Raw genomic sequence first — 15475 nt, 5'->3', positions numbered from 1 at the left:
AGAATTATGCTATTCCTGTTCTCCACATTACCGAAAAATTAGAAGCGTTATGCATTGCGAAGAAAATCGCAAATTCTTTAAAATACTGGAATCTCAATGACAAATTCTGTTCCTTCGCCAAGCACAGAATTGCAACTCAACCGCCCATCATGGGTTTCTTCGACAATTTGACGAGCGATCGCGAGTCCCAATCCTGTTCCTTTCCCAACCTCTTTGGTTGTAAATAGGTGGTCAAATATCCGCGATCTAATCTCCTCTGGCATCCCCTGACCGTTATCTTTGATGCGAATTACCACCATATTTTGCTCACTGGATACTTCGGTGTGAATCAGTATTTGGTGATGATTTGCTTGGGCTTGAGCAAAAGAAAGCCCCTCGCAGTAAGTATCTAAGGCATCGATTGCGTTAGCGAGGATGTTCATAAATACTTGATTTAACTGTCCTAAAAAGCACTTTACAGGCAGTAATTTTCCATATTCGGTGATGACTTCGATCGCTGGGCGTTTTTCGTTAGCTTTGAGGCGATACTTCAAAATCAACAGCGTACTCTCAATCCCTTCATGGAGGTTACAAGCAACTTTTTCAGTTGTATCGGCTCTGGAGAAGGTGCGGAGACTGATGCTAATATCTTTGATCCTTTCTGAAGCCACCTTCATCGAGTCTACTAACTTTGGTAAGTCCTCAGTCAGGAATTCTAGGTCAATTTCTTCGCCGTGCTCAATGACTGCGATCGCCGGATTGGGATGATGTTGTTGGTAGCATTGGATATGAGCGAGTAAGTCTTGAATATACTCTTCGGCATTGTTAACACTGCCTTTAAGAAATCCAATCGGATTATTAATTTCATGTGCCACCCCAGCAACCAAATTACCCAAGGTTGCCATTTTTTCATTTTGCACCATTTGTAGTTGGGTATGCTCAAGTTCTTGTAGCGATCGCTCTAACTCTTGGGCATAATTTTGAGATTCTTGATAAAGACGGGCATTTTCTAGAGAGATGGCAGCTTGAGCGCATAACAGTTGGATAACTTCGGTGCGATCGCTCGTAAATGCACCAATTGTCAACGGATTTTCTAAATATAGCAGCCCGATGAGTTTACCTTGATTTAACATCGGCGTACACAACACACTCTTAGGTTGTTGCTGCATAAAATATGAGTCGGCGATAAAATCAGTTTGTGCTGTCGCATCATCCAGTACAACAGTTTTTAAGCTGCGTTTGACATAGTTCACCAGTGTAATCGGAATGCCTTCACTGGTTGATAATGGTATAGATACCAGAGCCACTCCTTCATTGATGGTAGCTACAGCTTCAACCACCAAGTTGTCCTGTTGAAGTACAAGCAGAGCAGCTTTTTGTGCGCCGGCATTTTCCATCACTACTTGCAAAAGGGTAGTGAGCAACTGCTCTAATTGAATTTCACTGGAGAGAACTTGTGCGGCTTTAAAGATGGTGGCAAAATCGAGTGCTTCCGAAATACTGCTGCTAGAAAGGTTTGTGTGGATGGTTTGATGAGGAAATGATGATGCATCGACGGTTGAACTGTGTTGAAAGCGATGATACTGCCCTTGTAAGATGGGAGCCAGAAGTTGAGGATAGCGTTTTTCTAAATCCTCAGTTTTGGCTTTAGCGCCCCAACGAGCATAGCAGTAATAAGCTTCTTGCATATAAGCTTGGGCAATTTTTTCTTTGCCCCAATTGAGGTAGAACTTGGCAGCTAGTTCATTGCTCAAGGCTTCTTCTTGGATATATTGGTTTTCTTTCGCTAGAGTTATGGCGCGATCGTACAATTCTATTGCTGCTATTTTTTCGCCTAAAACCCGATGGCGTTCTGCTTCCACCAAATCAAATTTGTGCTGAAAATTCATCGGTGCGAAGTTGGCTCGAAACTGCAATTTTTCCTGATTTTCACCAACCTTTAAGAGTAATTGTTCTTGTTGAGATGGTTCAGCCGTTGGATAGACAGCCAGACGAGACAGAGAATCGTAATAGTAGAAAACAGGCACAGATAGCATTCCTGCGCCACCGTTGAGGTATTGCTCTCCCTGGTTTCCATTTTCAACTGCCGCCGGAAAATTCTCAAACAAATAACTTAGTTTTAAGTTACTTAAGAAAAATACATGGAGTGTTAATTCGTCATTTTCTTTAATGAGCGCAGATAATAGTTGTTCATCTCGATCATCTTCACCAATGAAGCGCTCTGTGCGAGCGCTAGATTCGGTTAAATTATTAATGCTTTGACAAATTATATTCGACCAATTTAATAAGCGCTGATTTTGGGCAAAATTAGACTCGTAGGCTTTGATATCTGCTAAGAGAATTTCCAAAACTTCTGTGCCACTTAAATAGACATAGAATAACTTGAAAATCATCGATGCCAATACATGAAACAAATCGCCTGTTTCTAATCCAAGACTATGGGATTCCTGTAATAAACTAATTGAGGTGCGAACATGTTGTTTATTAAATTGACTCAATGCACCCACCTTAAATAGAGTCATACTTTGAACAGATTTTGCTTGAAATCTATCCACAAGTATTAAAGCTAGCTGGCCAAATTCGTACCCTGACTCGAGTTGGTTACAAATATTAAGTACAATTCCAAAATCTGCATATCCTGGTGCTGAGAGTGGTGCATTGCCGTATTTAAGAGATAAATTCACCTCTTCGCAAGCAATAATTGGTAACAGATAGGAAGAAGTCTGGTGGATGGCGGGAGCAATACTAGCCATAATCCGCAAAGCAACCAAAGCTTTGGAATCGTCCATCAATGGCAAATCAACTAAGCCCTCAATACTTCTGGCTGCCAAGGTGGAGAGCGTGTTTACTACATATTGCTGAATGTCTAGAGGTGTTACTGATTCAGGTAATGTTACCCCAAGTTGAGCGAGAAGTTCGCATCCAGTTGCGATCGCTTGCAATGGTTGACCCTGCACCTGATAAGCTTGGAGTTGCACTTCATAAACTTTCACTCTATCTAGTAAGGTAGTTGTTTGTTCGATGACAACCTGAATCAGAGATTCCATCTGCTCAAATTCATTGTTGAGAAAGGTAGCTTCGGCAGCTTCTTCGTATAAATTTCGAGTCAATTCGTAGGCGATTTCCCAACTATTAATCGGTAGCAGCTGCATTCCAGAATACAAGTAATGAATTGCTGCACCATAAGCGGTAGCTTCTTTTGCTTTTCGACCAGCATTGAGATTTAACTGAGCTAATTGTTGACGTTCAGTCGGTTGGGTAATTAGCAGTATTCCTCGATTTAACTGACTGACAATCTCGAAAATTCGCTCCTCTTGCTGAGACTCAGAGGTATTTTGCAAGAGTAATTGACCAATTTTAAGATGGGTAAATTGTTTCTCTTCATCTGGAATTAGAGAGTAAGCCGCTTGCTGCACGCGATCGTGTAAAAATTTATAGGTGGGGATTTGGAAATTAGAGTTTAAGGGGTTTGAGTCAGAATTATGTTCATTATCTTGAAAAAATTTATAAACTTCACTAGTAGGTAAAACTAACCCTTCTTGCAAAGCTTTCCATAAAGATGCTGCCGTTTCGGTTTCTGATTGTTCAGAAACAATTGCTAATGTTAGCAAATCAAAAGAGTTGCCAATACACGCGGCTAATTTCAACACATTTTGCGTTGCATCTGGCAACTTTTGCAACTGTAGCGCTACGAATTCTACAACATCATCGGTAAGAGCAAGTGCTTTCACAGCCGCAATATCACATTGCCAGTAACCTTGAGCAAAATTAAAAGTAATCAGCCCATCTTCATATAATACTTTGAGAAAGTGCGTTGCAAAAAATGGATTTCCTTGAGTTTTTTGATAGACGAGTTGCGTTAGTGGTTGGGCAGTTTTACTCGAACAACTCAAGGTATCAACTACCAATTGATTTAAACTCGTTTTACTTAACGGGGCTAAAGTAATGCTGTGAATTGTCGCATTGACTTTGCGAATCTCCGCTAAAGTCAACATCAACTGATGTGCGGTAGATACTTCATTGTCTCGATAAGCGCCAATTAAAAGTAAAGCTCCACTTCCTAACTCGCTCATCAACAACTGCATCAATTTTAGCGATGCAGAATCAGCCCACTGCAAATCATCAAGAAAAATTACTAATGGATGTTCTTTTGTGGTGAATACCTGAATGAACTTTTGAAAGAGTAAATTGAAGCGATTCTGGGCTGCACTCTGTGAAAGTTCCGTTGCAGGTGGTTGTTGACCAATAATTTGTTCTAGTTCAGGAACTACCTCAAGAATGACTTGCCCCTCATCCCTCAGCACTTGTAAAATTTTATTTTTCCAAGTTGACAATTGGACATCACTTTCACTCAGTAATTGTCCCATTAAGTCTCGAAATGCCTGCACGAAAGCGGAAAAGGGAATATTCCGATTAAATTGGTCAAATTTGCCTTTGATGAAGTAGCCCCGTTGCCGGACAATAGGTTTGTGAACCTCGTTAACTAAAGCAGTTTTACCAATACCAGAAAAACCAGCCACCAGCATTAGTTCTGTTTGGTTGTTGCTAACGCGTTCAAAGGCTTTGAGCAGAGTTTCAACTTCATGCTCGCGCCCATAGAGTTTTTCTGGGATAATAAAGCGATCGCACACATCCCGTTGAGCAACTGGGAAACTTACAATCTTACCCGTTTCCTTGAGTTGAGCTAAACAATTTTCTAAATCATATTTCAGCCCAAATGCGCTCTGATAACGGTCTTCGGCATTTTTCGCCATCAGTTTGCTAACAATCGATGAGAGTACAGGCGCAATTTGCGGATTAATTTCATGTACTAAAGGCGGAAGTTTGGCAATATGACAATGTACCAATTCCATTGGTTCGTGTGATTGAAATGGTAATTGCCCTGTTAGTAATTCGTAAAAAGTTACACCCAGAGAATAAAAATCAGTACGGTAATCAATCCCCCGATTCATCCTTCCAGTTTGCTCTGGAGACAAATAGCCAAGTGTCCCTTCTAATACATTAGGACTCATGAGGCTTTGAGTTTCTCGTGGTAATAAAGATGCAATACTAAAGTCAATTAACTTAACTTCTTTAGTTTCTGGATTAATTAAAATATTGGCGGGTTTAATATCTTTGTGAATGACCCGATGACGAATTAGAATATCTAATGTATTGCACAGTGCGATCGCTACTTGTAAAAACTCAATCAGAGCTTGTGGTGTTTCCCCTATTCTCCTATTCTCTCCTCTACCTTGCCACTGCTTTAGAGAAATTCCCCTAAAGTCTTCCATCACTAACACATAGCCATTCTGATAGGGTTCCAGACTATAGGTTTGGATGATTCCAGGTAGATTCAAATTTTTGGCAATGGTGAACTGGTTGCGAAACTGTACCAATTCACTGAAGCTGGGATAAGCAGTTTTCATCAGCTTAATCACCACAGATTTTTGGTCAGTTTCTCGATTAGCGCGATAAACCAAGGTTCGAGAACCGTTGTAAAGTTCTTTGCTAACTTGATATCCGGGAATGCTGACCATAGGGCTTAATTCTTGAGACCTCAGTATCTAGGTTTCCCAAAAATATGGCAATCTTTACTGTCAGTTCGCTTATTTTAAATTGATTGAAATAATTAAAGCTCCCAAATTCTAACTGACTTTGGGAGCTAATAATTTTAAGTTCACCGCGACGCCGTTTTACCTAAGTTTATGACCTGGGTTTATCCAGGTGGGAACCTAAATTCCTCGTTTAAAGTTTCCGGGTACATGCCCGGTATACTGCCACGAGAACAGTTGACTCCCTTGTCATTAAAGGCATAGATCAAAAAACTTGATGGCAGTCACCAACGTCGTAGTGCAACTCACTCATTATAGCTTTTCAAAAGATGTTGTGTGTTCAATATCGAAACTTTCCGATCTATTTACCTGGGATACCAGATAGATTCTATGTTGTGGGCGATGTTATTGGCGTATGCACTTGCCGACTCTCGATTCTGATTATCCAGCAAAACAGTGACATGTCCCAACTTCCGCCCAGGACGTGATTCTGTCTTCCCATACCAGTGAACGTGCGCCTGGGGAATTTCTGCTATTTGTTGACGCTGGCTTTGGTAGTCGCTGTGAGAATTTTCATACCCCAGTAGGTTAACCATTACAGCACCCGCGCACTGCAAAGTCGGATTCCCCAAAGGTAGACCACAAACTGCTCTCAGGTGTTGCTCAAACTGAGAAGTTTCACAAGCATCAAGAGAAAAATGCCCAGAATTGTGGGTGCGGGGTGCAATTTCATTTACCAGTACTTTGCCATCAGCCCTGAGAAATAGCTCAATTCCAAAAATTCCCACTACTTCTAAGCTATTTAATAGAGTATGTGCGATCGCTTGGATTTCTGCTACTTGATTGGACGTAATCTCTGCTGGCGCAATCACCCGCCGACACACTTGTTGTTCTTGTTGGGTTTCCACTACTGGGTAAGTGACAATTTCTCCCTCCACAGAACGAGCTGCAATTATTGCTAGTTCTCTTTCAAAAGGAACAAATTCTTCTAACAAGAATAGCGATTGATTTAAAGTCTTTGTTGTGGTTTCATGACTTAGCTTTTGTTCTAAAGCAGCAAAATCCTGAATTATGAAAGTACCTTGACCGTCATAACCATGACGGCGGGATTTCAAAACTACTGGAAAACCTAGATATTCTATTTTTGATTTGAGATTTTCTACCTCGTCAAGGGCGAAAAATTGAGGAACTGGTAAGCCTAAGTCGCGTAAATAGCAACGCTGATGATATTTATCTAAAAGAGGAGTTAAAGCTTCTAATCTGGGACGAAAACAAACGCCTTGCTGTGCTAAACCGGATAAAGCTTGCAGGTTAACAAATTCGTTTTCAAAAGTGATAACATCGCATTTTTGAGCTAATATTTCCGTAGCATTTGCATCATCAACTGGCGCAAAAACAGTTTCCTGAGCGATTGACACGGCCGGGTCGTGAACGCTTGGAGTTTGTACTATTAATTCTACTCCTAGCTTCTGTGCTGCATCCGCCATCATCCAGGCTAGTTGTCCGCCACCAATTACACCAACACGCTTCATTGACATCCTAGAGAATCACGAGTTTGCACGCCTGTTTTGGAATTCACACCACTGGCTTTTTCGCACAGTTCTTTAATTTGCGCTCTATCCAAAATTGCATCTGTAAAATCTGCACCGTCTATATTTACATCATTAAATATGGCGCGGAGCAAAAGAGCTTCTTTGAAAACTGCATCGCTCAAATCTGCCTTAGTCAAGTTTACCTGATCGACCATTGCATTCGTTAAATCTGCTCCGTGGAGATTTGCTTTTGTCATCACCGAAGCGCTCATGACTGCTCCCCGTAAGTCAGCGTTTGTAAAGTTCGCCAATTCCATATTGGCGTTAGAAAACTCAGCAGCTTGCAAACTCTGTCCAGAAAAATCACGTCTTGATAGCTCTGCATTGCTAAATGACAGTGGATGAGTCCAGTCTACTGCCACTGCTGGATCGGCCACACACCAGATAATAATTCCGAGAAGGAATGCTAGTGTTTGCCGCCAAAAGATATTGAGAGCCAATTTAGTGTATAATTCCCGCATTTAATTACCGCATTTGAATATTAGCAAGACTGGATTGTACTAATTGAGACTCGCAGCCTTGCTACTGGACTTGGAAAACGTGTATTTCCGTTGCTTAATATTTTGTAACGCAAAAAGAGCATAAACTTCTTACTTTAGCAAAATTCTCCCTGCTACTTGAGGTAGAGAGGGGCAATCTGCGATCGCACTAAAATTAGATATTCAGAACAATATTTATTAAATACAATAGCGATCGCAATGACTGAGTATAAATTGTTTCTCACATCAAACAAGCTTTAGCAAAATAGAGACGCAAAGCATAATCTATCGACTCTTAATAAAGATAAAACTTGAAATTCCTAACTCGAAAGGAATAATTTAGCTGATAAAGCAATGTTTCCTATAGTCTATGCTTGTTGACTTATTTACAATTCTTCATTCGTAGATTTAAATTTTCAAGATATAAAAAGTTTTTTTGAGCAGTAATACTCACGGAGTTATTTACAATTCTTGACTTCCCATTTTTCAAGTAAAGTTTGTTGTATTTTAAATTCAACAGCCCCCATGAACTGTTAGTCTTTTAATTAATGAAAGCAAGATTTGAGCGTAATGATATGCGTCTCAATTGCTTAACAAAGCTTAAAGCTCGATAATTAGCGTTAATTTTATAACGATTAGTTAGTTCTTCAGGAATCTCCAAGAGTTTACATTCACCAAGTACACAACTTCTACAAACCGAACTCCGAAACCCGATGATGAATCATTACTCACTTCAATGGATTGAGGCATGGTGCCAAGAAAATGGCTGGACAGATTTATTTGTTGAGCGACGTAATAACTTCTGGGCTTTTCCTCCGGGTGGGGTAATGCCGGAGCCAATTCCAGTTCATGTTCTCAGATTGATTAAAGCCGAAAAAGGGCTGACTTTTGAAGAACGATTGTGGTCAATATCCGCAGTAATTGGCACAATCCTAGCTGTTCTTTTTACCTTTTGGTTTCAGTCGCCGATGCCATTAGTTTTAGCTTTCGCTTTTAATGCTGTTACGGTGGCTCAATTTGAACTTGAAGATGCCTAAATTATGATTTTGGGCTTTGCTATTCAAAACTGCTCTTGTCTACTTTCAGCAAGAGCAGTTTTTAATTTTTAAGAAGAAAGAATTCAGGAGTCAGGAGCCAGAATGGGCTAAACCTTAGCTATCGGCTAACAGAATTGAATTCTGTGGAACTAGAGCATCTTAATTCTGAATTCTTCTTCAATGATTTGTATAGCAGCCTTCTAGTCTATTAGGACATAACAATAGAAATAACTAACATCCATTTAAGAGCAGCTAGCAGGTAAAGCTACCTTCGCGTGTTTGTTAACGTAGTCCACAAATAATTGCTTCAATCGGGGACTCACGCCAGCGTGTTCAAAGAATCCAAAACCGAGATTTCTTGCTTTTGCTAAAGTTTCCTCTGGTGTTAATCCTTCCTGGATAGCGATACTCAACAGCGCAATTCCAGTCGAGCGCATCCCGGCGGCACAATGCACAACTGCTGGTTTCGGGATTTGTTCGAGTGTCGTGAGGATTTTGGTAATTACCTCTTCATTCAAATTTTTGAGATCCACTTTGAGTGGAACATTTTGATAATACAGCCCCAAGGCTTCCGCTACTTTTTGCTCATCCTTAGAAAATCCTAGTTCATCAGGCGATCGCAAATTGAGAACGGACTTAAAACCTTCTTGAATAGCTTGCTCAAGCTGTTTCGGTATGACTTGTCCTGTTGTTGTCAAGTTTTCGTTAATTTGTATGGCGTTGATCACATTCACTCCTTTTGATTTTCTAATGTCTGCTAGCTTGGTAAATACTCTAAGGGAGCAAGCTTTGAGAAGACATTCAAAATAAACACAATAAAATTAGCCAAATATCACAAGATATTGCTTGATTAATTCAAAATTTGTCTTTTGAAGTTGGTTATTTTTTTGCTTTATCCATAATATACGGTTTGTCGATAGAATTAGTGATAATTAGAGTTTTTTATACTTTTTGTTGATGCAATTACCGTAGTTTATAGTTCTAGAGTTATACTATTGGGCAAGTTGCAGGAGCAATCGATCGGAATTTTTGCGAACAAGGGTATCAATAATGACTGTTACAGAACAAATTTCTTCTCTATCCATTGGAATAGTATTGTTCCCAGATGTGACGCAGTTAGATTTTACGGGCCCCTACGAAGTCTTTGCCAAATTGCCAAAGGCGCAATTATATCTGCTGGCGGAAACACTCGAACCAATTCAAAGCGATTGCGGCCTGACTTTTCTACCTGACACAACCTTTGCTCAAGCCCCAGCCTTAGATGTGTTATTTGTGCCAGGAGGCCCAGGTATCAATGCCAAAATGGAAGATGAAAAGTTCCTCGGCTTTCTCAAAACCCAAGGGAAACAAGCCCGCTATGTTACGGCTGTCTGCACTGGTTCGCTGCTGCTGGCGGCGGCGGGTTTACTTCAGGGCTATTGCGCCACTACTCACTGGCTATCGTTGGATTTACTTGAGATGTTAGGAGTGAAGACAGTTGCCCAAAGAATTGTCATCGATCGCAATCGAATTACAAGCGGTGGTGTGACAGCTGGCATTGATTTTGGGCTGGCTCTAGCTGCTGAGTTATTTGGGGAAGCGCTCGCCCAAGCAATTCAACTAGGGATTGAATACAATCCCCAACCACCCTTTAACAGTGGTTCTCCCCAAACTGCCCCTGCGGCTGTACTTGCTCGCGTTATAGATGCAAGTCACAATGTTCAGGAAATCAGACGGCAAATTGTCCAGCGAGTTGTGACTCAATTGCAAACTGCTAATAAATAGCTAGGCGCAAATAATTAGAAGATAGGGTAGATTGTATTAGCGTGAAACACATAACGCACCATTTCCGATTTTCGGTGTGTTACGGAAGCTGTAACATAGCTTACAGAACAATTCTTCTTTTTAAACTGGGCAATGTACCCAGAACTAAAGTTTTTATTCATACTTTTTTCCTCCTGCCTTCTCCCAAGGGGAGACGCTAAAAGCGATCTGCCCCTGCCTTCTCTTGTAATCTGAATGCCAGCCCTGAACCTATGAGTGCTAACGAAATATCTCTTCGACCTGCCCAAGAAACAGATGCGTGGGTGCTGAGTGCAATTCATATTGCTGCTATCAAAGCTCTACCTGCAACTTTCTACACCCAAAAAGAACTTTTAGCTTGGCGCAATTACCGCGATAAACCTGATGGTTCAAATATCTTGAAGAGTATGAAAGCAGAATCTTTCTGGGTTGCGATCGAGGGAGATGGTGTTATCGGTTTTGCTAGTTTCATTGTTGATGAACTCATCGGGCTGTATGTCCATCCTAAATATCAAGGTAAAGGGGTTGGCCGTGCTTTAGTTCAACATTTTTGCGACGAAGCAACTGAGCAAGGTATAGATAAGGTAATTACAACCGCTAGCCTTTATGCTGAAGGGTTTTATTTACGACTGGGATTTACAGTCATCCAAAAAGCACCTCATTATTTAAGAAGTGGGATATTTGTTCCAGTTACTAAAATGAGTAAAACATTAGCTACTGCACCGAAATCAATTTGAGAAAGTAAATATTTTTAATAACTTTAAAAATGTTGGCATCAATACTATTTTCCCTAAATTACGACCACTTTTTCTACATAATCTATGATAAAAGTAAGTACTTGCCAGCATAAATGCATAAAACTATCCGTTCATCAACTCTCACCCGTACACGTTTGATAGAAGCCGCCTTGCAGGTATTTGCCAGTTTAGGTGTTCAAGGAGCAACTACCCGTGAAATAGCTCGTGTTGCTGGTGTAAATGAGGTGACTTTATTTCGCCACTTTGCTAGCAAAGAACAACTTCTGGGAGCAGTAATGAAAAATGCCTTGGCACTCCAGACAGAAGCCCTTGCATACCCCGAAGCGTGGACACAGGATTTAAAAATTGATTTAAAACAGTATGCCCATCTCTACAATACTATGCTAGAGACACAGGAGGACTTAATTCGTACCTTCATTGGAGAAGCCAAACGTCATCCAGAAGCAGCTAAACAAGTTATTCAAGAAGCTGCCAAGCCCTTAGGGGAAAAACTGGTAGCTTACCTGCAATCGAGTCAGAAACGAGGCACTGTCCGAGCAGACCTCGATCCATTTCCGGCTGTCGATATGTTTACAGGAATGCTATTGGCTGGAATGCTATGCCGCAGTGCAAAATTCAATCAAGGCAACTATAGCTGTGAGGACTATATCGAAACTTGTGTAGATATTTTTGTGCGCGGTATCAGTACCACTCTCCTCTAATACCATTTTACTTTAAGGTTGATACAAATAGGCAGCAGGGAGGGGAAAGAGTTAGAGACAAATTATTGTTTCTGAATTTTGAATTTTTCTTTAAGTTCAACCGATATAAATACCAGCTTATTTATATACATAAAGATATATGAGAATCTTAAAAGGTAAGGTTGTTAGTGGTTTAGGAAACTTTTCTTACTGGATTGAGAAACTCCAAGAATATTACTTGAGAAAAACCGGAATGAAATTCTTCCCTGGAACTTTAAATATTCAGTTAGAGCGACCTTACCATCTTCCGAAAAATGTTATGCGTTTGGAAAAGGAAGAGTATGGAGAGACTGTTTCTGTGAGCATTGTTCCCTGTAAAATATTTGGCAGAGATGCTTTTATCTTAAGAACAGACAAAAATAATACTGAAAATGGAGATCATCCAAAAACAATTATTGAGATAGCTTGCGATGTGAAACTGCGGGAGCTATATAACCTTAAAGATAATGATTTGATTGAAGTTGGGATTCACGATGTCTGATTTATCTGAATTAAACAATCTGCTTGAAGATGAAGCGTTAATCCATTACGCGAGTGGTCGAGAGCAAGATCGGTTATCAAAAGGTGCAGGTTTGCTGGAATTAGCCCGAAGCCAAGAACTTATTAACCGTTACCTACCGCCTCCTCCCGCAGTCATTTTCGATGTTGGCGGTGGCGCTGGCGTTTATTCTTTTTGGCTTGCTCAACAAGGCTATGAAGTCCATCTCATTGATGCGGTTCCTTTGCACATAGAGCAAGCTCGGCATTTGTCTCAAGCTCAACCAGAATATCCTCTAGCTAGTTTGGCAGTTGGAGATGCTCGGCAACTCAATCGGGCGGATAATAGCGTTGATGCTGTTCTGTTACTTGGGCCTTTGTATCATCTGACCGAGCGCACAGATCGGATTATTGCTTTGCGTGAAGCTCATCGGATCTTAAAAACTGGAGGTTTTGTTTTTGCTGCGGGAGTTTCTCGTTTTGCTTCAACCTTAGATGGATTATTTCGGGGACATTTAGACGATCCTGAGTTTGTAGAGATTGTTAAACAGGATTTGATTGATGGTCAACACCGCAACCCAAACAACCATCCTCGCTACTTTACAAAAACCTTCTTTCATCATCCAGAAGAACTCAAAGCAGAGGTTAAAGAAGCGGGCTTACATTCTGAAAAGATTTTAGCGATTGAAGGGGCAGGCTGGTTACTACAAAACTTTCAGGAACACTGGAATGATGTCGGTCGCCGCGATCGCCTTTTAGAAGCAATTCGTTGGTTAGAAACCGAACCCTCTATACTGGGGATGAGCGCTCACATCATGGCTGTTGCCCGGAAATAGGCACTAAAGTAGAGCGATCGCTACTAACTAAAAGCGCTTGTTGTTTTGCCAATACTTGTTTATGTAATAAGAGTAATTGTCTATCTTTAATGCCTTCTGCGATTAATCCCTCCACTGTTTTCATCAGATAATCAGCGCAGGAACCCAATTTTCCCGATGCGGTGGCAATGCTATTAACAGTAGTTGTTAATGGTATTTGATGAGCGTACCTGGGATGTTGGCGATTAGCAACAAAAGCGATCGCTAGGAATTCCTGCGTACCATCAAATACCTTCACCCAACGAGCAATGTAGACACCACCCAACATCTCCCGTCGCCAAATCAGCAGTAATTCGGATGGGACATCAGCAGCCGCAATGCGATAAATAACTCCACGACAGCTACCGCCCCGATCGAGTCCTAAGAGTAATCCGGGATTATCTGGAGTACCGCGACCGAGGATCATCCATGTACAGAAGCGCCGATGCCAACCATAAACGATCCCAGCACGGCGCTCGACGTATGTGATTAGAGGATTCCAAATCAGCGAACCGTAGGCAAATATCCAAATATCAGAATTTGGTGGCTGCTGTTGTAATGTTTCATCGAGCGATCGCTGTAACTCATCTTCGCTCAGGGTAGTTAGCTTGATTCCAGAGTGTGATGCTTCTAATAGTCTTGTCTGTATGTTTCCGGCTTCGAGGTCGCTACGACTGAGTGACATAATTAGATTATTTTTTCTGTAAATCTTCAGTAATTTACTCTAACTTTAAGATAATTTAATTCTCAACGAACAGCTTTCAATGTATCGTAAAGTAGCTTGTAGCGCTTAAATCCTGCTTCATATAAAGGATTTGGCTGCGGCTGTACTACATTATTATCCTGCGATAAAATCTTGAGTGCAGCTTCTAAATTCGGATAAACACCAATCCCTACCATTGCCAAAATAGCTGCTCCGTAAGCAGCTCCTTCCTCAGCTTTGGGTGCAATGAGTTTTGTTTGCAAAACATCTGCCAAAATTTGTAACCAGAGGTGAGAACGTGCGCCTCCACCCGTTGCTAAGAGTTGATCGAGGGGAGCGATCGCACTAATTACCTCCAATGCTGACCGCAAGCTGAATGCAACCCCCTCCAGGACAGCGCGAGTTATATCTGCTTGTGTATGAGCTAATGACAAATTCACGAAAGCACCACGACTATCTGGATCGAGGTGGGGACTGCGTTCTCCTGCGAGGTGGGGTAGAAATAGCACACCACGCGCACCAGGCTGCGATCGCTCTGCCATATCCATCAGTTCGGTGTAAGATATATGCGGTGCAAATGTATCTCGATACCAACGCAGAGAACCACCAGCTGCTAGCGTCACTCCCAGCAGATGATAGCCACCATCCACATGGCAGAATAAATGTACCCGACCTTCGGGATCGGGAATTGGGCGATCGCACGGTGCAAAAATAACTCCTGATGTGCCAATACTCAAACTACCCCGGCTCAGGTTGCTTGATGAGATGCCCAAACCGATTGCTGCTGCGGCATTATCACCTCCACCTGCGACCACAGGTAATCCGGCTGGTAATCCCACACGGGCGGCTATTTCTGATTTGAGTTGTCCAGCGATCGCTGTAGATTCGATTACCGGAGGAAACAACGCTGGATTGATATCAAGAGTATGGAGAATATCTGTATCCCATTGCCGATTCGCCAGATTCAGACAGCCGACACCAGACGCATCAGATGGTTCCGTTACTGCTTCGCCGGTTAGCACATATCCCAAATAATCTTTTGGTAAAAGAATCTGCCATAACCGAGTGTATGCAAGTGGATCTTCAGTCCGTAACCATAAAAGCTTCGGCAGTTGAAATCCTGTAATTGCCGGATTTCCAGTGCGCTGGATCAACTCTTGACGAGGAATAGCGGCTTCAATCTCAGCAACAGCTTTACCTGTGCGCTGGTCATTCCATAAAATTGCCGGTCTAATGGCTTTACCTTGGGTGTCGAGAGGAACCATACCATGCATTTGTCCAGACAAACCGAGGGCGAGCGGTTGATGTCCGTTTAGCTGTTGAGTGACATCGAAGAGAGCATCCAAACTTGCTTCCACCCAATCCGATGAGTTCTGCTCTGTCCAACCAGGTTGTGGAGTTAACAGGGGATAGCTTCTGGTTGACTGAGCGATAATTTGCCCTTGTAGATTAACTGCGATCGCTCTTACTCCTCCTGTACCCAAGTCTAAGCCAACTACGATGTCAGTCAATTGCCCCTCCAAATTCTTAATATTCAGAA

12 protein-coding genes and 1 other RNA gene are annotated in these 15475 nt (G+C 41.7%); 6 read left to right on the top strand and 7 right to left on the bottom strand.

Going from position 1 to position 15475, the window contains the following annotated elements; translation table 11 throughout:
- Nucleotides 1–77: 77 nt before the first annotated feature.
- The 4 genes from RMX89_RS06490 to RMX89_RS06475 form a co-directional block, all read right to left on the bottom strand.
- On the bottom strand, nt 78–5498 hold the full coding sequence (locus RMX89_RS06490) for an AAA family ATPase (RefSeq protein ID WP_322688344.1): 5421 nt from the start codon (nt 5496–5498) through the stop codon (nt 78–80).
- A gap of 136 nt (nt 5499–5634) precedes the next feature.
- A non-coding RNA gene (gene ssrS / locus RMX89_RS06485) (6S RNA) lies at nt 5635–5818 on the bottom strand.
- A gap of 60 nt (nt 5819–5878) precedes the next feature.
- The gene (locus RMX89_RS06480; RefSeq protein ID WP_322688375.1) at nt 5879–7045 is read right to left on the bottom strand and encodes a 5-(carboxyamino)imidazole ribonucleotide synthase; all 1167 of its coding nucleotides are present in this window, start codon (nt 7043–7045) and stop codon (nt 5879–5881) included.
- Nucleotides 7042–7566: a pentapeptide repeat-containing protein gene (locus RMX89_RS06475; protein ID WP_322688343.1), complete on the bottom strand. Its 525-nt coding sequence runs from the start codon at nt 7564–7566 to the stop codon at nt 7042–7044. The genes RMX89_RS06480 and RMX89_RS06475 overlap by 4 nt, the downstream gene beginning before the upstream one ends.
- Before the next feature lie 731 nt (nt 7567–8297).
- Between RMX89_RS06475 and RMX89_RS06470 the strand changes: the two genes are divergently transcribed.
- Nucleotides 8298–8621 (top strand): hypothetical protein, encoded by a 324-nt coding sequence (locus tag RMX89_RS06470; protein WP_322688342.1) that lies wholly within the window; start codon nt 8298–8300, stop codon nt 8619–8621.
- A 242-nt stretch (nt 8622–8863) separates the two neighbouring features.
- Here the strand turns inward: RMX89_RS06470 and RMX89_RS06465 are convergent, their stop codons facing one another.
- Nucleotides 8864–9349 (bottom strand): beta-lactamase hydrolase domain-containing protein, encoded by a 486-nt coding sequence (locus RMX89_RS06465; RefSeq protein WP_194040625.1) that lies wholly within the window; start codon nt 9347–9349, stop codon nt 8864–8866.
- A 322-nt stretch (nt 9350–9671) separates the two neighbouring features.
- Here RMX89_RS06465 and RMX89_RS06460 point away from each other — a divergent pair, with 322 nt between their 5' ends.
- The 5 genes from RMX89_RS06460 (at nt 9672) to RMX89_RS06440 (ending at nt 13214) form a co-directional block, all read left to right on the top strand.
- On the top strand, nt 9672–10385 hold the full coding sequence (locus tag RMX89_RS06460) for a DJ-1/PfpI family protein (protein ID WP_322673066.1): 714 nt from the start codon (nt 9672–9674) through the stop codon (nt 10383–10385).
- Nucleotides 10386–10636: 251 nt separating this feature from the next.
- Entirely contained in the window at nt 10637–11140 is a 504-nt protein-coding gene (locus RMX89_RS06455) for a GNAT family N-acetyltransferase (RefSeq protein ID WP_322688341.1), read from the top strand.
- Between the two features lie 113 nt (nt 11141–11253).
- Nucleotides 11254–11862: a TetR/AcrR family transcriptional regulator gene (locus RMX89_RS06450; RefSeq protein ID WP_322688340.1), complete on the top strand. Its 609-nt coding sequence runs from the start codon at nt 11254–11256 to the stop codon at nt 11860–11862.
- Between the two features lie 139 nt (nt 11863–12001).
- On the top strand, nt 12002–12382 hold the full coding sequence (locus RMX89_RS06445) for a DUF120 domain-containing protein (protein ID WP_322688339.1): 381 nt from the start codon (nt 12002–12004) through the stop codon (nt 12380–12382).
- Nucleotides 12375–13214, top strand: a complete 840-nt coding sequence (locus RMX89_RS06440) for a class I SAM-dependent methyltransferase (RefSeq protein ID WP_322688338.1) — start codon at nt 12375–12377, stop codon at nt 13212–13214. The genes RMX89_RS06445 and RMX89_RS06440 overlap by 8 nt, the downstream gene beginning before the upstream one ends.
- Here RMX89_RS06440 and RMX89_RS06435 read toward each other — a convergent pair.
- The gene (locus RMX89_RS06435; protein WP_322688337.1) at nt 13192–13917 is read right to left on the bottom strand and encodes a gamma-glutamylcyclotransferase; all 726 of its coding nucleotides are present in this window, start codon (nt 13915–13917) and stop codon (nt 13192–13194) included. The two genes, RMX89_RS06440 and RMX89_RS06435, sit on opposite strands and share 23 nt — an antisense overlap.
- A gap of 62 nt (nt 13918–13979) precedes the next feature.
- A complete protein-coding gene (gene xylB / locus RMX89_RS06430) occupies nt 13980–15446 on the bottom strand; it encodes a xylulokinase (RefSeq protein WP_322688336.1) in 1467 nt (488 codons plus the stop codon).
- Nucleotides 15447–15475: the final 29 nt, after the last annotated feature.

The sequence above is a fragment of the Nostoc sp. DedSLP04 genome, from assembly GCF_034530775.1.
GTDB lineage: Bacteria > Cyanobacteriota > Cyanobacteriia > Cyanobacteriales > Nostocaceae > Nostoc.
This window is presented reverse-complemented; position numbering and strand designations above follow the sequence as displayed.